The 23,997-nt window shown below is 66.0% G+C and carries 18 protein-coding genes; 7 read left to right on the top strand and 11 right to left on the bottom strand.

What is annotated here, in order from left to right; translation table 11 throughout:
• Positions 1 to 100: 100 nt before the first annotated feature.
• From AB0P23_RS09675 to AB0P23_RS09665, 3 genes are all read right to left on the bottom strand, one after another.
• Positions 101 to 1,819, bottom strand: coding sequence for a nitrilase-related carbon-nitrogen hydrolase (locus tag AB0P23_RS09675; RefSeq protein WP_363797361.1), 1,719 nt, complete (start codon positions 1,817 to 1,819; stop codon positions 101 to 103).
• Positions 1,816 to 3,258 carry a cytosine permease gene (locus AB0P23_RS09670; protein ID WP_052073940.1) on the bottom strand — a complete coding sequence of 481 codons (1,443 nt, stop codon included), beginning with the start codon at positions 3,256 to 3,258 and terminating at the stop codon, positions 1,816 to 1,818. The genes AB0P23_RS09675 and AB0P23_RS09670 overlap by 4 nt, the downstream gene beginning before the upstream one ends.
• A 169-nt stretch (positions 3,259 to 3,427) precedes the next feature.
• On the bottom strand, positions 3,428 to 3,865 hold the full coding sequence (locus AB0P23_RS09665; RefSeq protein ID WP_032367431.1) for a MarR family transcriptional regulator: 438 nt from the start codon (positions 3,863 to 3,865) through the stop codon (positions 3,428 to 3,430).
• 103 nt (positions 3,866 to 3,968) lie between these two features.
• On the opposite strand from AB0P23_RS09665, the gene AB0P23_RS09660 reads away from it, so the two are divergent.
• A complete protein-coding gene (locus tag AB0P23_RS09660) occupies positions 3,969 to 5,045 on the top strand; it encodes a substrate-binding domain-containing protein (protein ID WP_032374809.1) in 1,077 nt (358 codons plus the stop codon).
• On the opposite strand, the gene AB0P23_RS09655 is transcribed toward AB0P23_RS09660, so the two are convergent.
• Complete coding sequence (locus AB0P23_RS09655) at positions 5,026 to 6,240, bottom strand: polysaccharide biosynthesis protein (protein ID WP_363797359.1); 1,215 nt, start codon at positions 6,238 to 6,240, stop codon at positions 5,026 to 5,028. The two genes, AB0P23_RS09660 and AB0P23_RS09655, sit on opposite strands and share 20 nt — an antisense overlap.
• A 25-nt stretch (positions 6,241 to 6,265) precedes the next feature.
• Between AB0P23_RS09655 and AB0P23_RS09650 the strand changes: the two genes are divergently transcribed.
• Positions 6,266 to 7,993, top strand: coding sequence for a hypothetical protein (locus AB0P23_RS09650; RefSeq protein WP_363797357.1), 1,728 nt, complete (start codon positions 6,266 to 6,268; stop codon positions 7,991 to 7,993).
• On the opposite strand, the gene AB0P23_RS09645 is transcribed toward AB0P23_RS09650, so the two are convergent.
• Entirely contained in the window at positions 7,928 to 9,160 is a 1,233-nt protein-coding gene (locus AB0P23_RS09645; RefSeq protein WP_287454628.1) for a glycosyltransferase family 4 protein, read from the bottom strand. The two genes, AB0P23_RS09650 and AB0P23_RS09645, sit on opposite strands and share 66 nt — an antisense overlap.
• 83 nt (positions 9,161 to 9,243) lie before the next feature.
• On the opposite strand from AB0P23_RS09645, the gene AB0P23_RS09640 reads away from it, so the two are divergent.
• The gene (locus AB0P23_RS09640; protein ID WP_230073183.1) at positions 9,244 to 10,014 is read left to right on the top strand and encodes a class I SAM-dependent methyltransferase; all 771 of its coding nucleotides are present in this window, start codon (positions 9,244 to 9,246) and stop codon (positions 10,012 to 10,014) included.
• A gap of 45 nt (positions 10,015 to 10,059) precedes the next feature.
• The gene (locus tag AB0P23_RS09635) at positions 10,060 to 10,938 is read left to right on the top strand and encodes an ROK family protein (protein ID WP_219519464.1); all 879 of its coding nucleotides are present in this window, start codon (positions 10,060 to 10,062) and stop codon (positions 10,936 to 10,938) included.
• A gap of 66 nt (positions 10,939 to 11,004) precedes the next feature.
• Here AB0P23_RS09635 and AB0P23_RS09630 read toward each other — a convergent pair whose 3' ends face one another.
• From AB0P23_RS09630 to AB0P23_RS09615, 4 genes are all read right to left on the bottom strand, one after another.
• A complete protein-coding gene (locus AB0P23_RS09630) occupies positions 11,005 to 12,834 on the bottom strand; it encodes a phosphoenolpyruvate carboxykinase (GTP) (RefSeq protein ID WP_219519461.1) in 1,830 nt (609 codons plus the stop codon).
• Between the two features lie 308 nt (positions 12,835 to 13,142).
• Positions 13,143 to 13,445: a DUF6802 family protein gene (locus AB0P23_RS09625; RefSeq protein WP_032369497.1), complete on the bottom strand. Its 303-nt coding sequence runs from the start codon at positions 13,443 to 13,445 to the stop codon at positions 13,143 to 13,145.
• A 58-nt stretch (positions 13,446 to 13,503) separates the two neighbouring features.
• Positions 13,504 to 15,054 carry a hypothetical protein gene (locus AB0P23_RS09620; RefSeq protein ID WP_363797356.1) on the bottom strand — a complete coding sequence of 517 codons (1,551 nt, stop codon included), beginning with the start codon at positions 15,052 to 15,054 and terminating at the stop codon, positions 13,504 to 13,506.
• Positions 15,051 to 16,136: a hypothetical protein gene (locus AB0P23_RS09615; protein ID WP_155289602.1), complete on the bottom strand. Its 1,086-nt coding sequence runs from the start codon at positions 16,134 to 16,136 to the stop codon at positions 15,051 to 15,053. Before AB0P23_RS09615 ends, AB0P23_RS09620 begins: the two co-directional genes overlap by 4 nt.
• 244 nt (positions 16,137 to 16,380) lie before the next feature.
• Here AB0P23_RS09615 and trmB point away from each other — a divergent pair, with 244 nt between their 5' ends.
• Genes trmB through AB0P23_RS09600 form a run of 3 tightly spaced genes read left to right on the top strand, consistent with a single transcriptional unit; the run spans position 16,381 to position 21,227 of the window.
• Positions 16,381 to 17,139, top strand: coding sequence for a tRNA (guanosine(46)-N7)-methyltransferase TrmB (trmB, locus tag AB0P23_RS09610; protein ID WP_287454032.1), 759 nt, complete (start codon positions 16,381 to 16,383; stop codon positions 17,137 to 17,139).
• A gap of 14 nt (positions 17,140 to 17,153) precedes the next feature.
• Positions 17,154 to 17,840, top strand: a complete 687-nt coding sequence (locus tag AB0P23_RS09605) for an NYN domain-containing protein (RefSeq protein WP_228139387.1) — start codon at positions 17,154 to 17,156, stop codon at positions 17,838 to 17,840.
• A complete protein-coding gene (locus AB0P23_RS09600; protein ID WP_363797354.1) occupies positions 17,841 to 21,227 on the top strand; it encodes an MMPL family transporter in 3,387 nt (1,128 codons plus the stop codon).
• A 118-nt stretch (positions 21,228 to 21,345) separates the two neighbouring features.
• Here AB0P23_RS09600 and AB0P23_RS09595 read toward each other — a convergent pair whose 3' ends face one another.
• Positions 21,346 to 23,259, bottom strand: coding sequence for a DUF2339 domain-containing protein (locus AB0P23_RS09595; RefSeq protein ID WP_219519457.1), 1,914 nt, complete (start codon positions 23,257 to 23,259; stop codon positions 21,346 to 21,348).
• Positions 23,260 to 23,334: 75 nt separating this feature from the next.
• Positions 23,335 to 23,985 carry a DUF1707 domain-containing protein gene (locus tag AB0P23_RS09590; RefSeq protein WP_032369502.1) on the bottom strand — a complete coding sequence of 217 codons (651 nt, stop codon included), beginning with the start codon at positions 23,983 to 23,985 and terminating at the stop codon, positions 23,335 to 23,337.
• Positions 23,986 to 23,997: the final 12 nt, after the last annotated feature.

Genomic DNA, 23,997 nt, shown 5'->3' with positions numbered 1-23,997 from the left:
TGCCTATGCAGGAGTAGAGCCTGCGGAACGACCAGATAGCCAGTGGCGTGGTTGTGTGCCCCAGCGGGCACATGACCACGCCACTGGCGTTTTCGGCCACTCAGGCAGTCGAGAGGATTCCGTACTGGTGTGGTTGCCGCATCAGCACGAGGTCTTTGCGGCGCACGACGTTGGTGGGGTACGCCCCGCCCAGGCTCGTGGTGTCCACGACGCAGGTCGCGTGGCCCGGTGCGTCGCTCTCCACGAGGGCTTCGGTTCGGGGGAAGGCAAAGGTGTCGGGCCCGAATACTCCGCTGTGTCCGGCAATTTCGCGGTCGGCGTCGATCGTGTTGGCGAAGGCGAAGTACACGTTGTTCTCGCCTGCCCGGACGCGCATGTGATGCCAGTGCGTGGGATCGGCTCCGGTGGGAATCTCTGCTGCATGAGGGATGTCGGTTCCCGGGTGGGAGCCGACGAAGGTGCCTGCGAGTGCGGCCGGGCAAACGATCAGATCACAGCCACGCAGCGCCAGAATTCGGCCGGCCTCCGGCAACAGTGCATCGTGACCGACGAGCATTCCCACTCTCCCGACGGGAAGGTCGACGACGATCCAGCGGTCGCCCGCATCGAACAGCGAGGTGTGTTCGACGGACAGATGGATCTGGCGGTACGCCGTGCAGGTTCCGTCCGGCTGAACCAGCACTGCGGAGTTGTACACCCGATCGGAACCGATGTCGTGCTCGGCCACACCGACGACCATCGAAACACCATGCCGGGCAGCGATATCGACGACGCGTGAGAGCGACGTCCCGTCGATCGACTCCCCGACCTCGCGCGGCGGGCGATCCGCGGAGACCGGCCCGGTGACGGACAGTTCGGGAAACACGATGAGATCGCTCGCGCCTGCAAGGACGGCGGCCCACTGCTCGATGTCGTCGAGATTGCCGTCGATCGACGTCCCCGGAGTGCATTGCACGACGCTCACCGACGAAGTCCGCCCGGCCGGTAAGGGCGAGTGGCCGTAGAGGGTGAAGAAATCGAGCGGGTTCCACGCGTACGTGTTGGTCTGCAGGTCACGGTACAGATTCGGCCTGCGCACGGGCCCGGCCTCTCGTGTGCGACGAATGTCGATGTCGCCGAGAACGATACCGTCACCGACGTCGAGGCGGCCGGCCACGTTTCCGTCGGGTTCGATGATGCAGGTGCCGCCGCTGAACTGAACGGTTCGTTCGAGACCCCAGCGATTGCTCTCGATGACGTAGCAGTTGTTCTCGAAGGCCCGACTGATCCAGTAGGGGGCAGGAGTGCGTTCGGCGAGCCAGTTGCTGATGTGGCAGATCACGTCGGCACCCTGAAGCGCAGCCACTCGCGCCGTCTCCAGGAAGTGCAGATCCATGCAGATGAGCAGTGCGATGCGACCGAGCGGGGTCTCGAACACCTGGTGCCCGAGATCGCCCGGGGCCGCCCATTTGGGTTCGGCGATGTACGGATGCGTCTTGCGATGTGTGCCGACGATTCCCTCGGGACCGATGAGAACTGCACTGTTGTAGAACAATCCGCTCGTCGCATCGACTTCGGGCATGCCCACGACGATGTAGCAGTTACGACGCGAGGCGATCTCGGCGAACGTCTCGGTGGTGGGGCCGGGGATCTGTTCGACGACGGTTGCCGCTTCCTCGGTGTCGTGGAAGCAGTAGCCGGTGGTTGCCATTTCGGGTGTCGTGATCAGGCGCGCTCCGTCCGACGCCGCCTTCTCCACGAGGTCGCTCAGAGCGGCGACGTTCGATTCCTTGGCGAACAGAGTGGGCTCGAATTGGACGGCCGCTGCAGTGAATGTCATGACGCCACAATCCTTTCGGCGATGAGGGGATCGTTCGATTTCGGTGGTTCGTAGAACTGTCCGCGGGTTGCCATCGTGAGCGGAACGTAGAGAAGAGGACCGAGAAGCATGGCGATGAACGACGCGTAATACGACGGGTAGAGGCCGAACACGCCGAGTCCGCCCACCGCGACGCCCGCTGCCATGGCGATGATGCCGCAGGGGTTCCAATTGCGCACTCGCCCTTCGCGGAACTCGATGTTGTCGCGTGGAGCCAGGCCGAGCAGTCTTCTGCACACGAAGTAGTCCGCGAGCAGAATGAAGATCCAGGTGTTGGTCATGATGCCGGTGACGGCCAGGAACTTGTCGGTGTACTGCAGAATGTTGACGGGGTAGCACAGCACGCCCACCACCAGTAGCGCCACCATCCACCATTGACGCCCGACCTTCCTGGGCGAGAGCACATCCCACGCGTTGGACAGGGCGAGGGATCCTGAATACAGGTTCATGACGTTGATGCGAACCTGGGTGACCACCGCGAAGATCACGCCGAGCAGACCCATGACGATGGCGAAGTACAATCCCGGGTCGGTGGCCGAGAGTTCCGGTGTTGCAGTGGTTCCGGTGAAATGACGCAGCATCGTGAAACCGAGGAACACACCGAGAATCATCACGACGACGATCATCAGCAGTTCTGCCAGCATCAGTCCGGCCGTTCCGACATAGCTGACGCTCTTCTTGACGAACCGTCCGTAGTCGGTGGCGATGAGTGCTTGGAACACGACCTGCCCGTTCGCGAGGCTGAACGCCTGCCACAGTGCGGTGGCGGTGAATCCTCCGGTCGCTTCCCATTCGCCGGGCCCGACGAGTACGTAACCGCTGGCGAGCATGTACATACCGACGGCGAACAGGATCAGGAAGATCGGCATCCCGAATCGCTGCAGAATGTTCATCGAGTGCATACCGCGCCAGGAGAAGAACAGCGCCACGAGTGCGACCAGCGCGAATACCACTGTGGCCCACGCGGAGTCGATATCGATCCCCGCGAGCTCACTGAGCCCGTGCGAGACGATGCTGCCCTCGAAAATGAAGTAGAACACGTAGTTGACCGCGTAGACGAGCGAGGCGACGGCAGAACCCTTGGTTCCGAATCCGAGCCCGCGGGTGAGCAGTGGCAGCGACAGACCCTCCTGGCTGGCGATACGCATGATGAGGCTGCCGACGAGCGTCGCACCGATCACCATGTACGCCACGGGGATCAGGAACATCGGCCATCCCACCAGAAACCCGATCTGGCCGCCGAGGGCGAACCAGAACATCGCGGTCACGTTGCCGGTGAGGACCAGCAGGATCGCCGGCCGCCGCCAGCGTTGGTCGTCGGGCACTCGGGAGGTTGCGTAGCTTTCGATCTGATCGTCGAGGCTGGTCGCTGGCCCCTCGAAGTATTTCTTCATGTTCATGAACGGGTGTCCACTTCGGTTCGCGGCGAGAGCGCTGGCTGCGCTGCATCGGAACAATACTTTCCGTGGACACTATTGCAATGTGAAACATGTTAAAAAGAGATCACGAAAGCGGCCGACCTGGCAGGTTACGGCGGAGACCGCGTCCGAGACCGGACGCCGAGAAAGGTCAGTGGGTGATCGAGGCCGTCTTCGCGTTGGTCTCGAGGGCCCGGAGCAGAGACTGCAACAGCTCACGATCCGACTCCGACGGGAAGACCATCGCCGCGGCGTCGTTCATCATCGGGGCGGCCGCGTCGTGCTTCGCCTTCCCACGGGCCGTCAAGCGGATCAGCACCTGGCGACGATCGACGGTGCCGGTACGGCGGTGCACCAGATTGTTGGAGACCAGCCGGTTGACCGCCTTGGTCAACGTCGGCGGGGAGAGCAATGCGAACTCCGCTGTCTCGGCCATCGTGTGTCCCTCACCGTCGGACAACAACGACAGCACTCGCCATTCTTCGAGGTCCAATTCCCACGGCACGAGGGTGGCGCGCAATCGATCCGACACGGCCCGCTCGACCACGGTGAGCAAACGCGCTGCCGACGCAGCATCCTGGTGATCCACGTGATCGTCCCCCTGCTCGGTTCCTGCGTCGGCGCTACAGTCTCTCTCAGCGATTCTATGGTGAAGCGAACCGCGAAGAGACACCGAGCGGACGGACGGCACGATGAACAGCGATCGGTTCGACACGTTTCGCGTCGGCCTGATCTTTCCGATGTCCGGACCGTTCGGCATCATCGGACCGTCGAGCGAGCTGTCGGCCCAGCTGGCCAGGGACGAACTCAACGCCTCGGCCGGTGTGTTGGGCCGCCGCGTCGAGTTGATGTCCATCGACGGCGGCCGCGATCCGGTGACGGTGGCCCACGAGGTCGCGACGCTGCTCGATGCCGGTGCCCTCGATGCGGTGGCGGGGATGCACACCTCGGCGGTACGGCGAGCCGTCATTCCGGTGACGCTCGGACGGATTCCGTACGTGTACACCTCCATGTACGAGGGCGGCGACCGCTACCCGGGACTGTTCATCACCGGTGAGACCCCTGCCAACCAGCTGGTGCCGGCGCTGGAGTTCCTCGTTCGCGAATTCGGACGACGCCGCTGGGCAATCGTCGGAAACGACTACGTCTGGCCCCGAAAGAGCGCTTCCATCACCGCAACTCGGCTCCGTGGGCTGGGCGCATCGGTGGTGCACGCGGAGTTCGCACCGGTCGGCACGAGCGACTTCGCAAGGACCGTCACCGCGATCGAGCGGTCGGGTGCCGACGCGACCGTGGTCCTCCTCATCGGCGACGACGCAGTCCATTTCCATCAGCAATTCGCCGGTGCCGGGCTGGACGCGCACTGCATCCGCCTCAGTCCACTGATGGACGAGAACATGTTGCTGGCGGCCGGCGGCGAGAACACCCACGGGCTCTACGTCGCGTCCGGCTATTTCGAAACCCTCGCCACCGAAGCAAGTTTGGGATTCTCGGCTCGTTTCGCTCGTTCATTCGGGGTCGATGCGCCGATCGTCGGCGCACTGGGACAGTCGTGCTACGAGGGCATCAAACTGTTGGGCGCGCTGGTGAACAGGGCAGGCACAGCAGATGTTCGCATCATCGAATCCGTATCCGATTCGGTGTCGTTCACCGGTGCCCGTGGGCACCTGTTTCTGTCCGACGGCCACGTTTCGCAACCGATCTATCTGGCGTTGGCGGGTGCTGTCGACTTCGAGATCATCGGCGAGATCAGACCTGCCGGCGACTGATCCTGTCTCCGAACAGAACGACTGCGCACACGACGACCATCGTGACTGCGGCGGTAACGGCTGCGACGGTGACGAACTGGGCCAGGGTGGACGCCACGAACAGCAACAGCAGCACCTCGACCGCGAGGGCGAACCAGGCGACGAGGGCCAGGCGGGTGCGCTCCCCCGCGATCGCCCACAGCAGTGCGCTCTGCAGTACCGCCAGGCACGCCCCCTGCAGTACGAAGAGCCACAAGTATTGCTGCACACCGGAATACGTGTCACCCACAACCACAGGAAGTAGCGGCGACGCCAGCGCGCCCCCGAGTACCAGTACCGTGCCGAGTCCGGCGACGACGGTCAGCGCCGATCGCACTGCGGCAGCCGAGTGCAGCGGGTTCGCCATGCGCGGATACAACACCACTCCGACCGCCTGCGGCAGCCAGAACGCCGCTTTGGACGCGACGGCACCGACCGCGTACAGCCCGGCCTCGGTACTGCTGAGCAACGACCGAGCCAGCACCAGATCCAATGCGGACATCGCGATCAGCACCAACTGCACCTGCGAGGCCTGCAGCACCGTCAGAACGGTCACCCTGGTTTCCGACACCGCGTTCACCGGCACTCCAGCGGCCGACCGCGCGCCGACGGCCACCACCCCGATACCGGCCGCCGTGGCCAGCAGCACCGAACCCGGGCCGCCGCCGAGCAGCAACACGACCACCGCCGGCGCCACCTTGCCGAAACCGGCCGCCGCCAACACCACGCTGAGTGCGCCGAACCGGCCGCGTCCTTGCAGCAGCCCCTGCTCCGCGGCCAACAACACCAGCACCGGCGCAGCGATCACGGCCGACACCGTCGCCGCTGCGGAGACGTCCATGGCCGCCGACAACGCCGGGGACACAGCGAGAGCCAGCACACCCACGACCGCCGCACAGCGGTAGCCGACACCACGCAGCTCGCGCGAACTGCGGCCGCGCACCACCTCGCGCGCGACGACGGACTGCAACGCCAACGCCGGGACCGCCAGAACCAATTGCACCGCAAGAAGACTCGCAAACTCGCCGTAACCCTCGACACCGAGCATGCGACTCGCGAGCACCTGCAGCAGATACGCCACGACATTGGCGAACATCGAGCCGGCCGTCACCATCCCCATCCCGGCGACGGACGCACCCGCCGGGTGGTCTGCCTCGGACGAGGCGCGAAACGACATGCGTCCACGGTATAGGGTGCCGATCATGGCGTGGTCGAGGTCGAGGTGGACGCCGCCGCTCTACAGCCTGCTGCTCTCGCTCGTCGTTCTCGGACCACTGCTCGGCCCTGGATATCTCCTGCTTCGCGACGCCGTCAGCACCCCCCGTTCCTACTTCACCGACTCCGCCTGGGGAATCGCCGACGCGGCCGCGCGGGCAGTGCCGCAGGATGCCACGATCGCGGCCCTGACCACGGTGTTCGACGGCGGCCTTGTGGTCAAGGCCGTTCTGCTGCTGGCGTTGTGGATGGCCGGCTGGGGCGCGGCGGTGATGGCGCAGAGGATGCTGCCCACCGCACCACTGCCTGCGCTGCTCGTCGCGTCGACGGTGGCCGTGTGGAACCCCTACGTCGCCGAACGCCTGCTGCAAGGACATTGGAGTCTGCTCGTCGGCTACGCCGCCCTCCCGTGGACGGTGGTCGCCGCACTCGCGGTCAGGTCCGGTCGCTCCTGGTGGGCCCTCGCCGTCTGCCTGGCCGCGGCCGGGCTCACTCCCACCGGTGCGTTGCTGGCGGCAACCGTCGCGCTACTCGTCGTCGCCCTCCCCGGGGGTGCCCGACGCGGCCTGCGCGTGGTCGCCACCCTCGCGATCGCCGCCGTCGCGTCGGCGCCGTGGTTGACGGCGACGATGGTGTCGGGCGGTGGCGTCGAACCGGCGGATCCGGCGGGTTGGGCTGCGTTCGCAGCACGCGCCGAACCGGGTCTGGGCACGGTGGGTAGCCTGGCCGGTCTCGGCGGAATCTGGAACTCCGATGCCGTACCCGGTTCTCGGACAGGACTTTTCGCTGTCGTGGGGACGGTCCTGTTGCTGACCGTCGTCGCTCTCGGGATACGGCCGCTGTATCTGCGTCGACGCAATCCGGTGATCGTGGGCCTGAGTGTCGTTGCGCTCGCTGCCATCGTGCTTCCTGCGCTGGCAGCAACCGGACCGGGGTTGGCGGCGGCTCGTGTACTGGGCGACACCGTCCCCGGGGCCGGTCTGCTCCGCGATTCGCAGAAGTGGGTCGCGCTGGCCATGCCGATATACGCTCTCGCCGCTGCGGCCGGTGTCAGCTGGTTGGCGTCCCGGCGCACCCGATTCGGCAATGCATGGCTGCCGGGGGGCGTGGCCGTGCTGGCGTTGCTCATTGCGCTCCCCGACCTCGGCTGGGGCGTCGGCAGCGCACTGAAACCGGTGACGTACCCGCAGTCGTGGCGGGCCGTCTCGGCGGAACTCGCCGACCAGGACGGCGACGTGGCCGTCCTTCCCGCCGGAATGTTCCGACGCTTTCCCTACAGCGGCTCAGCACCCGTTCTCGATCCCGCACCCCGCATGCTGCCGCTCGACGTACTGCAGACCGGTGAACTCCTCGTCGCAGGCGGCACGGTCCGCGGGGAAGGAAAACGGGCGACGGACGTGCAGAACGCTCTGCTCGCAGGCGACTCCGCGGACACTCTCGCGGCCCTGGGTGTCGGCTGGGTACTGGTGGAGAACACGACTCCGGGCGAGCTCGGCAATGCGCAGCAGACGTTGGACCGACTCGACGCCGTGTACTCCGACGAGGAACTGAGCCTCTATCGGGTGCCGGATCCGGCGATGCTCGAAAGTCGTTCGGCAACAGCCGTTGTGCTCGCACATCTGGCGTGGGCACTGCTGTTGCTCGGCGGACTAGCGGTAGGACTCCTGAGCCGATTCGGCAGGCGTGTGCGCGTCGGCCGACCCCACCAGGCCTGACGACCAGGTGCCGCGCGTCGTCCCGTCGAGCACCGAGAACACGCCGTCGGCGCACTGGCCCCAGGAGAACTCACCCGCGCGGACTCGTGCCTTCTCACCGAGGCGGGTGCGGGCCTCTGCGTCCTGCAGCAGTTCGGCAACGGCACCGGTCAGCGCGGACACATCGCGGTCCTCGGCTCCGGATGTCGAACCACCCACGAGAACACCGGTGACGCCGTCGATGATCGAATCGGTGAGTCCCTTGGAGCTGCGATAGCCCACCGTGGGAACACCGTGCTGGGCAGCTTCGACGACGGCGAGGCCCCAGCCCTCCTTTCGGGAGGGCATCACATGCACCCACGACCGACCGAGCAGTGCATGCTTGCGCTCCTCGTCGACGTGACCGTGGAAGGTGACGTATCGATCGACGCCCAGGCTCGTGACGTACTCGCGAAGATTCCGTTCCCACCACCCGCCGCCGATGACGTCGAGATGGATGTCGGGAATGCTGCCGCGCAGTGCAGCCACGACGTCGATCGCGTCCTCGATCTGCTTGTGTGGAACCAGCCTCGACAGCACGGACAAGGACGGGTGGGGCGTGCGGGTGTCCTCGCCGCCTTCCGGTACAGACAGTGGGATGTCGTCGGCACCGTTGCGGACCACGGCGATGCGCTCCCGGTCGACACCGAGAGCGATCAGCTCGTCTGCAGAAGGCAACGACACGGTCAGGTACTGATTGCGGCGGTGCACCTTCGGTGAGATCGTCGACTCGAGCCACCAGCCGAGCTTGGCCATCATCGGGCCCGCCACCGGCCACTGCTCACGGTGACAGTGATGCACCAGCAGCGTCACCGGCACACCGAGTACTGCGCGGGAGAAGAACGGAATGCCGTTCTGGGTGTCGATCACGGCATCCGGGGAGATCCCTTTGAGCGGCCCGAAACCGAGCCGACCGGCGGCGATGGCGCCCAGAGCGCGGGGATACACCGACAGACGACCACCACCGCGACTGATCCGGATGCCGTCGACGATCTCCTCGGCCGGAGCACCGGGATAGGAGGCCGTCCGCAGCGTGACACGGACACCTCGTCGAGCCAGGCCCGCGCCTACTTGCTCGAGGTAGCGCTCGCTGCCGCCGCCCTGCGGATGCCCGGTATCGCGCCAGCACAGCAACAGAACCTCGCGCACCGCTCGCTTCACCCCATCCACCGTGCTCGCTTCTCGACCGTCGTCGAATACCGCTGCCACACTAACCGCTAGGGTTCGTTTTCGTGACTTCCGCCGTGACACGACTGTTCGCCTCTCGCGCGACACTGCGTCGCTCGGTGAAGCTCCTGAAGGACTTCGGGCACGAGCAGAGTTCTCCGGACATCTTCTACGGCGCCCTGGCCCGTGATTCCGTCGAACTGATCGGAGACCTGTACCGCGGCCTGACCGGCACCGACATGTCGGCGGCCACGGTGCTCGACGTCGGCGGCGGACCCGGATACTTCGCCGACGTCTTCGGCGCGAGTTGCGCGCGCTATCTGCCCGTCGAACCCGACGCCTCGGAAATGCACGCCGCCGGACTGCAGATCCCCGGTTCGGTGCGCGGCTCCGGCATGGCACTGCCCTTCCGCGACGACAGCGTCGACATCTGCTTCTCGTCGAACGTCGCCGAGCACGTCCGCGAGCCGTGGACCATGGCCGAGGAAATGTTGCGCGTCACCAAACCCGGCGGCCTCACGGTGCTCTCGTACACCATCTGGTTCGGCCCGTTCGGCGGCCACGAGACCCGGCCGTGGCACTATCTCGGCGGCGAATACGCGGCCCGACGCTACGCCCGCACCACCGGACACGAACCCAAGAACCGATTCGGCGAATCCCTGTTCGACATCAGCGCGGCAGACGGATTACGTTGGGCGCGAAGCACTCCCAACGCAACGCTACTGGCCGCGTTTCCGCGCTATCATCCGCGCTGGGCATGGTGGATGATGCGTGTACCGATACTCCGCGAGTTCCTCGGCAGCAACCTCGTCCTGGTCCTGAAACCGACTGGATAGCCAATGGGTCATTCCGCAGGCTCCACTCCCGCATAACCTGGATCGATGACGGCACTCGCGCTCGACATCGGCGGCACCAAGATGACAGCGGCACTCGTCGGCGACGACGGACGTCCGCAGCTCCCGGAGACAGTTCCGACACCGGCCACCGGCGTGTGGGAGGCCTGTGCCGAACTGCTGCACGGGGTCGTCGGAAGCGTCGACGTGACACAGGTCGGGGTCGCGTGCTCCGGTCCGGTCGACCTCGTCACAGGGTCGGTCGCGCCGATCAACGTCGACGAGTGGAAGAACGGGTTCGGCCTGCGCGAGCACATCTCCGCCGCACTGCCCGACGCCGAGGTACTTCTGGCCATGGACGGCAGCGCAGCGGCATTGGGTGAGCATCGATTCGGTGCCGCTGTCGGGATACCGGACGTGCTGAGCCTCGTGGTGTCCACCGGCATCGGCGGAGGTCTGGTGCTGGGCGGGAAGATCGTCGCCGGAGCCAGTGGCAATGCCGGGCACATCGGCCACATCGTCGTCCCCGGTTCGACGACGCCCTGCGCGTGCGGCGGAATCGGGTGCGTCGAGACCGTCTCCAGCGGCCCCTCGGCGGTTCGGTGGGCTCGGGAGCAGGGCTGGCCCGGGAACACCGGTGTCGAACTGGCTACGGATGCCGCCGCGGGCGAACCGCTCGCCGTCACCGCATTGCAACGCGCCGGAGTGGCTCTCGGTCAGGCCATCGCATCGGCGGTCGCACTGGTGGACGTCCGGGTGGTGGTGATCGGCGGCGGCTTCGCTCAGGCCGGCCCGCCGCTGTGGGATCCGATCCGGGAGTCGATCGCCTTGCACGCGCGCCTGAAGTTCCTCGACGGGCTGCAGGTGGTGCCGGCTGCGTTGGGCGGCCTCGGCACCCTGCACGGCGCGGCCGCTCTCACCGCCTGATCTCGCATACTTCGAAAGCCAGAACGGGGCCCACCCCTCGGTGAGCCCCGTTCTGTCTCGTGAATACTACGCGCCCAGGCGCTGCTTGAGGGCGTCGAATTCGTCCTGAATTCCGGTGGGCAGTTTCTCGCCGACGAAGTCGAACCACTCCTGGATCAGCGGGATCTCGGCCTTCCACTCGTCGGTGTTCACCGCGAGTGCCTCGGCGACGTCGTCGACGGTGGTGTCGAGGCCGTCGATATCGAGTGCCTCGGCCGTGGGCACGACACCGATCGGGGTCTCGACCCCCGCGGCCTTGTGCTCGATGCGCTCGACGATCCACTTGAGCACGCGCGAGTTCTCACCGAATCCGGGCCACAGGAAACGCTTGTCGTCGCCGCGACGGAACCAGTTGACGTAGAACACCTTCGGCAGCTTGGACTCGTCGGCGTTCTTGCCGAGGTCGATCCAGTGCTGGAAGTAATCGCCCACGTTGTAACCGAGGAACGGCAGCATGGCCATCGGGTCGCGTCGGACGGTACCGACGGTGCCCTCGGCAGCAGCGGTCTGCTCGGAGCCGACGGTGGCTCCCATGAACACTCCGTGCTGCCAGTCGCGGGCCTCGGTCACCAACGGAACGGTGGTCTTGCGTCGTCCGCCGAACAGGATCGCCGAGATCGGCACACCCTGCGGGTCGTCCCACTCGGGAGCCATCGACGGGCACTGAGCCATCGGCACGCAGTACCGCGAGTTCGGATGTGCGGCATCGGTTCCGGACTCGGGCGTCCAGTCGTTGCCCTTCCAGTCGATCAAGTGATCGGGCTTGCCTTCGAGGCCTTCCCACCACACGTCGCCGTCGTCGGTCAGGCCGACGTTGGTGAACACCGAGTTGCCCTGATCGATGGTCTTCATCGCGTTCGGGTTCGAGTCCCAGTTGGTGCCCGGAGCGACACCGAAGAAACCGAACTCCGGGTTGACGGCGTAGAGACGGCCGTCCTCACCGAAGCGCATCCACGCGATGTCGTCGCCGATGGTCTCGGCACGCCAGCCCGGAATGGTCGGCTGAATCATCGCGAGGTTGGTCTTACCGCACGCGGACGGGAATGCCGCCGCGATGTAGTACGCCTTGTTCTCGGGGGAGATCAGCTTGAGGATCAGCATGTGCTCCGCGAGCCAGCCCTCGTCGTGGGCCATGGCCGACGCGATACGCAGCGAGTAGCACTTCTTGCCCAGCAGAGCGTTACCGCCGTAACCGGACCCGTAGCTCCAGATCTCGCGGTCCTCGGGGAAGTGCGTGATGTATTTCGTGTCGTTGCACGGCCACGGCACGTCGGCCTGACCCTCGGCCAGCGGAGCACCGAGCGAGTGCAGCGCCTTGACGTAGAACCCGTCGTCGCCGATCTTGTCCAGAGCGGCCTGACCCATGCGGGTCATCACACGCATGGAGATGACGACGTACTCCGAATCGGTGAGCTCGACGCCCAACTTGGGATCGGCAGCATCCAGCGGTCCCATGCAGAACGGAACGACGTACATGGTCCGTCCTCGCATGCAACCGCGGTACAGCTCGGTCATCAACGACCGCATCTCCGACGGGTCCATCCAATTGTTGGTGGGACCGGCGTCGATCTCGTCCTTGGAACAGATGTACGTGCGCGACTCGACGCGGGCCACGTCCGACGGATCGGAATTGCCGAGGAACGAGTTGGGCTTCTTCTCGTCGTTGAGACGGGTGAAGGTGCCTGCCTCGACCAGCTTGTCGGTCAGGCGCTCCCATTCGGCGTCGGATCCGTCAGCGAACACCACGGAGTCCGGTTCGGTCAGTTCGGCTACCTGAGCAACCCAGGCAAGCAGTTCTTTGTGTCGAGTCGGCACGCTGTCGGTGCCGCTCAAACCGGGAATGGTCGCTGAGGTCATCTAACTCTCCTGGGGTTAGCCGGAACCGGGAAGAATTCGCACGATCGCTGTGGGCAAGCACGCACGAGTAGATCTCGGTTTTCCCCTCTCGGCGGGGCGCTGCTCGGCCGTTCGAGCTGCAGTACACCATGTTACTGGATACAGCAAGCCGAGGACCGAGCGCCGGATGTCCTGTTCATCAGGTTAACGCCGAGCGACGTGATTCCAGAAACAGGGTGTTGTCCGATTGGTCACAAGACCGATTCAGATAGGGAAAGACCGACGCAAGAAGCCATCCACCAGCGCCGATGCAAATCAGACCGAATGGCCTACAGTCGGCCGGATTCGGACGATCTGCCCTGCCCGAAACCGTTCGCTTCCCGAAAAATCTCCCAGGATTCGTAGTGCCCGTCACGGTCGAAGGCGGTGAACTTGTCTGTCACACCGTCTCCATCGACATCCGTTCCCACCGTCGTTCCGGCCTCCGTCGTCCGAACGGAAGTCTCGTGACGACCGTCGCCGTCGAGATCGAACCAGTCCGTCGAGACGTATCCGCCACCGTCGTCCGACGCGTCCTCGGCCGGCTCGTTCGTCTCGAAACCGCCCACTGCGAAGCCATCCACCGCGATCATCGACGCTCCTCACTGTCGGGTCCCTGTTCGCCGCCTGCGAACATGTTCGGACGTGCACCTACCCGCTTCGACGCATCGGTGCGCCGATCGGTTCCGGATCGCCGGGAGAGAATTCCACGGGCTTCGACGGCACGACCGAGTCGCGCCCGGACCCGCGAAATCGCTCCAGCCCGCGCTCGAGTGCAGCCAGATCCCGATCGCAGGCCGAGAGCAGCGCCGATCTGTGATCGGCGAGCGTGCGAAGTTCGGCGTCGATCTCGGCCAGCGACAGATCGATACGTGCCGCCGCCTCCCGGTCCGCCGAGGTCAATGCCGACGCGAGCGCGGACTCGGCGTCGAGAATGCGAGAGAGCAGCCGCTGTTCCACGTCCGATTTCACGCGAGCCAGACTTTCCTGGGTCCAGCCGCGAAGGTGCGCACGGTCGGCGACGAGTGCGCGTGAGCGGGTCGACCACCACGCGATCGCGGCACCGATGGCCAGTGAGACGATCGTGTTGGCGACGGCCAAGGTAGGAATCAGAGCCAGGGGCGAAACGACGAGCCGACCCAGTCCCACCCCTGCCGAGGCCCCCAGTGCGACCATCAGGACGTCCTCGATCCCGCGTCGCCTGGTCGGTTCGCCGATGTCGATCTCACCGCCTGCGGTACCGGATTCGGGCACCGTGTCGACGAGCCCGAGTTCGACTTCCACGGCGCGGAGACCGGTGGACAATGCAGCGTCGGCGCGTGCTCGAACTGCCTGTACGGACTCGGCGAGGTGCCCGGGCAGATGGCCGAGTTCGGCCCGCCGCGATCCCTCTATCGTCTGCCGTACCCGCGCGCCGAGCATCCGAACGTCCTCGGCCGCAGCGTGAATACAGTCGACCCGAACCCGTTGAATACGGTTGTGCAGCAATGCTCGTCGGTCACCACCGAGATGTTCTCGTTCATCGAGCAGCCGCGCCCGCCGGGCACGCAGAGGGGCGGTGTCACCACCTCCGGTCACTGCGCGAGCTTCGGCCACGATGGCGGCCTTCGCCTCTGCGGCAGATTCCTGCACTACAGCAACGTATTTACGCTGGGCCCCTACCGCCGCGGCCTGCATCAGCAACGCGTCGATTCTGTCGGCGACCGCCCCGAAACCCGACTCCGCGAACACGGCAGCATCGCCGCTCTCCCTACCGGCTCGTGCCAACCGTGCCGAGACCGGATGAACGGAGTGTTCCACCGCACGCGGAACACGCTCGGCGACGATCTCGATATCGGCGTCGACCACTTCGCGCCACCGGCGATGCACATCGATCTTGTTGACCACCAACACAACCGGTGTCGATTCGAAGGCAAGACGCCAGCGCTCGACGTCGGCACGGCCGACCGGAGCCGACGCGTCGACGACGATCACGACCACCGCGGCCTCCTCGACCGAGTCGGCGAACCCGATCTCCGCGCCGTCGCGCCGGGTGAGCAGATGGCATATCTCGGTCTTGCCGGATGCTGCGGTGCCGGTGACGTGAATGCCTGCAGGTCGGCTGCTGCGTGCACGGTCGATGCGTACGAGGGATTCCGAGTTCCGTCGACGCAGAACACCTTTCAGATCGTCCGGCAACGCGATCCGGTTCGGATCGGTCACGGTCTGAGCATCCGCACGTAGCCGCGGCACAGGGCCAGGGCGGAGCGCCGGACGGCGTCGTCCTCCGAGGTGGCGGCACACCGCTTCCACACCAATGCCTGCTCCAGCAGGGCCTGCTCCGAGCCCGTCTCGATCGGCACCGCCAATCGCGCTGCAGCACAGCGCATATCGGCAGCCACCGCCTCGTCCGAAGCCAGATAGGATTCGACGGCCCCTCGAACGTCTCGGTGACGGGCGGATATCTGCAGCAGTTGTTCGTGCAGGTCGTCGTCGCGCGCCGTGGCAGCAGCCGAGACAGCGTCGGACACCACCGTCGTCGCGGCGTCGACGCCGGTGGCCTCCCACAGCTCACGCAGTACATCTGCGTCGGACACCCCGCTGCGCCGCCGGAGCGCCTCGACCAGCAGGGCGAGACCGCGTAATTCCACACGGTCCAGCAGTGCCTCTCGGCGGAGCGTCGAGAGCGGAATATCAGCACTCAGAAACCGATCGACCGTCATCAGATCCCCAGTACGCAGCGCACCGGCCGCGACGGCCCGCACATCGGCCATGTCCACAGCGGAGCCTCGGGCCGCGCCGCCCAGGCCCGCTGCAACAGATCCCATCACCGGCAGCACTTTTCGCCCCAGTTGCTCGGATGCCGCTGCGGCTGTCGCCGCGGGTTCGTCGAGAGTGTCGGCCTTGTTCAGCAGGATCACGGTGTGTGCCGGCGGTCCGCCGGGTCGAGCGGAGAGGAAGGTGATGTCGTCCGGGGACACGGCACCGGCCAGCACGTGGACGAGAACGTCGACATCGGATGCGGTGCGGCTCTGCTGCACCTCCGCGGCACGCGAGGTATCGGCCCATCCGCTCTCGTGCAACCGGACCTCGAACCCGTCGGTATGCAGTCGCGCGGCAGCGAGCACCGAGACAATCACCGACTTCCCGACTCCGACGCGGCCGGAAACGTGCACCTCCAGCGGCCGCAGACGCCGCTCGACAGCATTCTCGACAGCCTTCCGGCCTGCGCCGGCCCCGGCCGCGTCCACCTCTTCCGAGCGCACACGCAATCGACCCAGACCTGCCTCGGCACCGTCCATCATCGATCCCCCCGGAAACGACCCACCGAACGGCCACATCGAGATGTGCGATCGGCTCGTCGAGCACGATCGGCCACGTGGCCCGCAGCCCCCTGCTGCGGCACCGATTCTGGCACACGACGGCCTTTCCGGACGGCCCGTCGAGAATTACACCGTTGTAGTTATAGAACGCGGTCCTACCGCTGATCAGCGATGGAACGGCAAGTCTCAACTTCAACTCGAGACCCACCTGTCACACACTCCGCCGATGCGCGACAATGGACCGGTGAACGAGCCACAGGACACCTCTGCCGACACCGGAGACAACTCGGTGCAGACCCAGGAACGAGGCTCGCGGCTGTACCCCAGAGTGACCAGTTTCCGCTCCCGCCGCGGAGCGCTGACCGACGCTCAGCAGAGCACCTGGGACAACCTGTGGCCGCGCACCGGCCGCGATGTCGCCGACGAGCAGATCGACATCGACGCCTGGTTCGGGCGCAGCGGTCCGGCGATTCTCGAGATCGGGTCGGGCACGGGCACGGCCACCACGGCGATGGCGATGGCCGAGCCGCACGTCAACCTCATGGCCGTCGAGGTCTACCGACCCGGGCTCGCGCAGACTCTGCAGCAGATCGAGCGCGAGAACATCGAGAACGTCAGGTTGTTCCGCGGCGACGCGATGGACGTCCTCGAGAACATGCTGACCTCGGAGTCCTTGACCGGCGTTCGCGTCTTCTTCCCGGACCCGTGGCCCAAGGTGCGCCACCACAAGCGTCGTCTCCTGCAGGGCCCGACGTTCGCGATGATCGCGGATCGCCTGAAGCCGGGCGGCGTTCTGCACGTGGCCACCGATCACGCCGAATACGCTGAGTGGATTGCCGAGGCCGGGAACGCCGAGCCCGGCCTGACCGTTCTCGATTGGGAGTCGCCCATGACGCACGAGCGGCCGGTGACCAAGTTCGAGGGCAAGGCCCAGCAGGTGGGCAGCTCGGTGACGGAATTGATCTGGGGAAAGAAGACAGCATGAGCGTCAGTACGGACATGCCCGACACCGTGATCGATCCCGCCGAGCTCGGGGCGATCGGTGAGTCCCGCCACAGCAAGCGAGTCCTGCTCGTGTGGGATGCACCCAACCTGGACATGGGTCTCGGCGCGATCCTGGGTGGCCGGCCCACCGCTGCCTACCGCCCACGATTCGATGCGCTGGGCCGATGGCTGCTCAGCCGCACCGCCGAACTGTCCACCTCGGGCACCGCGACGCTCGAGCCCGAGGCAACGGTGTTCACCAACATTGCACCCGGCAGCGCCGACGTCGTCCGCCCCTGGGTCGAAGCATTGCGTAACGTGGGCTTCGCGGTGTTCGCCAAGCCCAAGGTCGACGAAGACAGTGATGTCGACGCCGACATGCTCGACCACATCGACTTCCGCAACCGTGACGGCGGCCTCGCCGGTGTCATGGTCGCGTCCGCCGACGGTCAGGCGTTCAAGGGGCCGTTGGAGGCCATCGCAGCAACCGGAGTACCCGTTCAGGTACTGGGATTCCGGGAGCACGCAAGCTGGGCTGTCACGTCGGACATCCTGGAATTCCTCGACCTCGAGGACATTCCCGGCGTCTTCCGTGAGCCACTGCCTCGGGTGAGTCTCGATTCGCTCCCCGACGAGGGCGCGTGGCTGCAGCCCTTCCGACCGCTGTCCGCCCTGCTCGTCGGGCGCCAAGGAGTTTCTTAAGTGTTCGCCAGATGGGGAGACATCGTCTACCGCCTGCGGTACACCGTTATCGGTGTCATGGTGGCCGGGCTGTTGGGCTTCGCTGCCTACGGTCTCGATCTCAACAGCCATCTCAGTCAGAGCGGTTGGGACGATCCGACCTCGGAATCGGCCCAGGCTGCCCGTCTGGCGGACACGACGTTCGGACGCGACAAGCAGGGTGACGTCATCGTCCTCTACACCGCGCCCGAAGGGTCGTCGATCGACGATCCGGAATTCCAGTCGAAGGTCGTCTCGAGCCTCGAATCGCTCCCCGTCGACCATCCCGACCAGATCGAGAAGGTCAACGGCACCTACTTCAAGGTGCCCGGCGCACCCAATCTCGCGGCTCTCGGTACCAACGACAAGCAACATGCCATCGCCAGCATCGCGATGAAGGGTGCCGACGACACCGAACTGACCAACAACTTCCAGGCCGTCAAGGACGCCTTCTACATCGACGGCGTCGACGTGCAGGTGACCGGCCTTCAGGCCGTGGCCGGCGCACTGCAGTCGACGATGGCCGGCGACATCCACCGCATGGAACTGCTGGCGATTCCCGCCGTCGCAGTCCTGCTGTTCTTCATCTTCGGCGGCGTCGTCGCCGCGGCGCTCCCGCTGATCATCGGCGGTCTGACGGTGGTCGGAGCCAACGGCATCGTCAAGGTGTTCACCAACTTCACCGAGGTCAACTCGTTCGTCGCGCCCGTGGTCTCGCTCGTCGGACTCGGGTTGGCCATCGACTACGGACTGTTCATCGTCTCGAGATTCCGCGAGGAACTCGGTGACGGACATACGACGCCACAGGCCGTGCGCCGTACCGTCATGACGGCGGGTCGCACTGTCGTGTTCTCCGCGACGATGATCGTCGCCTCCCTCGGTGGCCTGCTGCTGTTTCCGCAGGGCTTTCTGAAATCCGTCGCATACGGATCCATCGCCACCGTCGCGCTCGCAGCGCTGACGGCCATCACGATCCTGCCCGCGATGCTCGCCATCCTCGGCCCACGCGTCGACGCCCTCGGTCTGAAGTTCATGCGCAAGACCAAGTCGAGCGAAGAGATCGAGAACGGCATGTGGGGCAAGCTCACCCGCTGGGTGATGCGCAACCCCGTCAAGGTCACCGTGCCCATCGTGCTCGGATTGGTCCTTCTGACGCTGCCCGTCGGCAACATCAAATTCGGTGGCATCAACGAGACCTACCTACCGCCGGACAACGTCACCCGCGTCGCGCAGGGAGAGTTCGACAGCCTGTTCCCCGGCCAGCGCACCGAACCCATCAAGATGGTCATCGAAGGCGCGCAGGGCCCGACGCTCGGCGCGATCACCACGCAGGCGAACAACGCTCCCGGATTGATCGAGAAGTTCACCCCCGTCGGTGCCAGCAAGGACGGCGTCATCGTCTTCAAGGCCGGGTTGACCGATCGCAACGACTCGAAACCGGCCATCGACTTCCTCCGCAGCATCGACGTGCCGGACGGCGCGACGGTCATGATCGGAGGTACCCCGGCAATCGAGCAGGACTCGATCAGCGCACTCATCGACAAGCTGCCACTGATGGCCGTGCTGGTGGTGTTCATCGTGACGATGCTGATGTTCCTGACGTTCGGATCGCTGGTGCTGCCGATCAAGGCGGTGCTGATGACCGTCCTCGGCCTCGGTGCCACCATGGGCATCCTGACGTGGATCTTCATCGAGGGTCACGGGGCGGGGCTGATGAACTTCACCCCGGGACCGATCATGGCTCCGGTGCTGGTGCTGATCATCTCGATCGTGTTCGGCCTGTCCACGGACTACGAGGTGTTCCTACTCTCCAGAATGGTCGAGGCACGCGAAAAGGGTGCCAGCACAAGCGAAGCCATCCGCATCGGAACCTCGCATACCGGACGCATCATCACCGCGGCGGCACTGATCCTCATCGTCGTCACCGGCGCGTTCGCGTTCTCCGATCTGGTGATGATGAAGTACATCGCCTACGGCATGATCGCCGCTCTCATCATCGACGCGACGCTGATTCGTATGTTCCTCGTGCCCGCCACGATGAAGCTGCTCGGCGACGACTGCTGGTGGGCTCCGCAGTGGATGAAGCGCATTCAGCGCAAGCTCGGCCTCGGCGAGACCATCCTCGAAGACGAGCTGCTGCCCACCGGAGACGTGCCCGAACTCGCCCTCGCGGGCGGCGCACCCTCGTCGACCGTCGCACCCCCGATGCGTCCGACACCGCGCCGCGGTGAGCCCCTCACCGAACCCATTCCGGTGGTGGCACCGCACGGAGGCGGACCGATCCGTGCCACGCACGCCGCGAAGGAAGAGTCGCGTCGAAGCGTGACCGGCCGGCCGGCGACGCCACCCGAGCCGACCCGCGCGGCACCGACCACTCCCCCGAAGCAGGCCGAGCCCCAGCCTGATTCGGCGCAGCCGTACTCGTCGCAGGCCTACTCGCCCCAGGCTCGCTCGTCGCAGGCTTACTCGCCGCAGGCGCCCGCGGCGCGTCCCACTCCGCCGCGTCCTGCCGAACCGCGCCCACCCGTATCCGGGCCGACTCGGGCTCCGCAAGTTCCGCCGCGTCCGCACGTCGAACCCGAACCGACTCAGGCAGCGGACGTCGTTCGACCCGCTCCCCCGAGTGACGCACCCGCACCGGCACCGGAACAGTCGCCTCAACCGCCGAGTGCACCCCCGAGCCGTACCCGCAGCACGCGAGCGGGACGGGTCGAGGAGCCGGATTCGCGATCCATCGAAAGTTGGCTGGCCGATCTGCGAGCCCCGAGCGCATCGCAGGCACCACGGCCGAGCACTCCGCGAAGCGAGTCGCTCACCAACGGCTCCCGCGGTTCTGACAGCCACACTTCGAATGGTCTCGGCTCGAACGGTCACAGCACCGGTGCCAACGGGTCGTCGTCCCACGGCTCGACCATCAACGGGGCTGCTACCGACGGAGCCGCTACCAACGGGGCCGCCACGAACGGGGCAGCTTCGAACGGGGCCGACGAGCACGGCACCAACGGCTCGAGCACCGGCACCCACGGCGGCACTGCTGCCGGACGCAACGGTTCCGGGCGAAACGGCAACGCCGACAACGGGTCCGAACGCCGCGGCTCGAACGGAAACGGCATCGACCGCAACGGTTCGGACAGCAGTGGCTCCGTCAGCAGTGGTGCCGACCACCGCACCTCGGAACGACATGACACCGAAAGCAACGGCAACGGTGTCGGGGCGAGTTCGGAATCGGATCGCGAGGAGAAGCCGTCCGGTCGTCGTGCCGCTCCGTCCACCGAAGGCGGCGACAGTGGCCGCCACCGCGGCGGCGACAACGGCCAGGTGCTCAGTGTCAGCGAACTGTTGGCTCGGGAGCGCAACCGCTCACGCTGACGCGAGCCGTCACAGCCGGGAGCCACCCCTCCCCCGCAACGCGTGAATGGACCACTGCACCGTCGAGACGTGTGTGCAGTGGTCCATTCACGCAGTGGGGGTCAGGAGGCAGCGGGGGTCAGGAGGTGACCGCGCCCTCTCGGTCCGCGAATACCTTGGCGTATCGGGTCCCCGCGATCAGCAGCAACAAGCCGACTGCGATGAAGGCGATGACGCGGAAGAGTCCGTCCAGGGCGACGAGGTCGAACAGGAACAATTTGGCGATGGAGGCGGCGGTCAGAGACAGTCCGGCCAGCAGTGCCAGGTGAGCGTGGGCAATACTCCGTAAGCCGAAGGCCAGCAGGGCGAATGCTGCGATCATCCACTCGATCGTGGCGGCGGTGTGCCCGGCGGTGAATCCGGTGGTGTTGCCGCCGATCGAGGTTCCCAGGCTCACGGTGGCCGAGGTGAGGCCGTACAGGGCGAGCACTCCGGAGACGATGGCGAGGGTCTGCATTCCGTCGTCGAGGAGTTTCAGTTCGGTCAGGACATAGGCGAACGCGAATGCTGTTGCAGCGAGCAGTATTCCGCCGATGATGCTGCCCGCATTCCCGGCAGCGTGATCGGAGTCCAGGAGAGCCTCCGGCGGGGAGATCGAGACGAAGGTCAACGCACCGATCACACCGAACGCGCTTCCGATCAGGTAGGCCAACGACGAGCGGGTGCGGTGGGCCGCGGCGAACAGCGCCAGGGCAACCGCGAACAGCACGACCGGACGCACGTCGACCGTCGTCGATCCGACTGCGGCCTGCAGCATTGCCACGGCACCGATGATCGAGACGGCGATGCGGGCATGCGCCGGCAGCCAGTGCACCAGCAGCACGATCGCCAGTGCCGCGGCCACCAGAACCAGTTGCACGGTCACGGTGGTCCACCGATCGAACACGCTCGCCGAGATCAGCAGCGGCAGCGCAGCCAGAGCGGTCATGACGGTGGCCACCACGTCGGAGACGTTGCGGCGCAGCAGTTCCAGAGACATACCCATTCCGGACGCGGCCACCAGGACGACGACGAGAAGCAGTCGGTAGTCGGTCGGTTCGGACAGGTCGGTTCCGACCAGCGCTATCAGGACCGTGCCGACGAGGGGAAGGGTCCGGACGATCTGCAGCAGCGGCCAATCACGGCCGATCTGAGCCGGGAAGCTCGCAATGTAGGTGGCGATGAAGAACGCGATCAGGGCCAGGGTCGGACCGTCGGTCAGGATGGGCCCGCACGCCGCGACTCCGGCGAGAATCAATACCGCCATCGGCTGCGACTTCCACTGCACTGCGAGAGCTGTTCCCGCAGCGGCAATTCCGAATGCAGCAATCAACCCGATCACCGGATCGAGCCAGCCGTACAGGACGGACGTCGCCAGAACGTCGAGGTACAGACCCGCAATACCCGTAGCGGCCAGAGCAATTCCGCCGACGCGTCCTCCGGAGCGACCGAACACTCGCACGCCGGCACCGATCAGTGCGAGGGAGAACACCCCGCCTGCGGCGACGCGCAGAGGCGGCCGGAACCAGCCGGCCTGTGCGGCCAGAACCAGCAGCATCACGACGCCGACGAGCGTGACACCTGCGCCCGCGACGGCGAGCAGGCGACTTATGACGCCGTCTCGTTGCCACCACGGCTCACGGGGCGGAGCGGGGGGCCGTGGCGCGACCACCGGCCCTCGCAACGGCGGGGCTGCCATGGACCGGCCGACCGCAGGAGGCGGCGTGACCGGAGGTGCCGACACCGGGCCGCGCGCGGCATAGGGCTGCTGCGGTGCAGGCATCTGGGGCGGCGAGAACGTCTGCGGAGGGACGGTCGGCGCAGACGACCGCGGCACCGGCTGTGGCCTGGCGGGAGCCGAAACGGGCACGGAAGTGGGTGCGGTACCGAGCTGCGACTGCAATGTATGCAGGTCGACGGCCACCTGACGCATGTGGTCGCCCAGGGAATCGAAGCGGCTGGACAGGCGCGCGACGAGTTGCGGGTCCAGCCCGGAGTTCTGGGAAGAAGTCATGGGGTAGATCCTGCGGGCCGCGCGGCTCGATAGCCTGAGTAGTGCTACTCGGATCCCTCGAGTAGTCCAGCCCGACTATCCGAAAATTTTACGGAACGAGCTGCCGAAGGGGTGCTTGACGGTGAGGGAACCGAAGCGGACCTTCCCGGTGAGCACCACGTGCAGCGGTCCGTACGGCGGGCCGGTGCGCACCTTGTTGGTGACGGTACCTGCAACGGCCTCGGCACCGTTGACGTCGGCGGTGGCTTCGGTCGGGAGGATCAACGTGACCGAGCTGCAGTAGTCGTCGACGTGGATGTCGACGACCTGGCTGACCATGACGGCCTGCGTGAAGTCGAGTGTCACCGACGACAGCCGCGTCACCACGTTCAACCGGCGCGGTACGTTCCACGGGCCTTTGCGGGTGATGGTGGACATGCTGCCGCGTACCGTGTCCGGGGTACCGCCGCCGTGTCCCCAGTGCTCCTGCACGACGCGGCGCGGCGTCGGTTGTGGGGTGGGATCGGCGAAGGGTTTCGGCGACGGGAGGTGCTCGCCGGCGATCTGCATGCCCGGTAGATCGGCGAGTACCGAGTTCAGTTCGCCCCGGGTCTTCGACGCCAGAGCGGTGTCCATTCTTTCGGTGAACTCACCGAGCGACAACATGCCTTGGCCGACTGCCCGTTGCAGCAGCTGCCCGACGTGCTCGCGTTCGGCATCGGACACTCGCAGATCCCTTGCCTCCATGGGCCCAGGGTA

It is taken from the genome of Rhodococcus sp. NPDC077669, from assembly GCF_040686915.1.
GTDB lineage: Bacteria > Actinomycetota > Actinomycetes > Mycobacteriales > Mycobacteriaceae > Rhodococcoides > Rhodococcoides fascians.
This window is presented reverse-complemented; position numbering and strand designations above follow the sequence as displayed.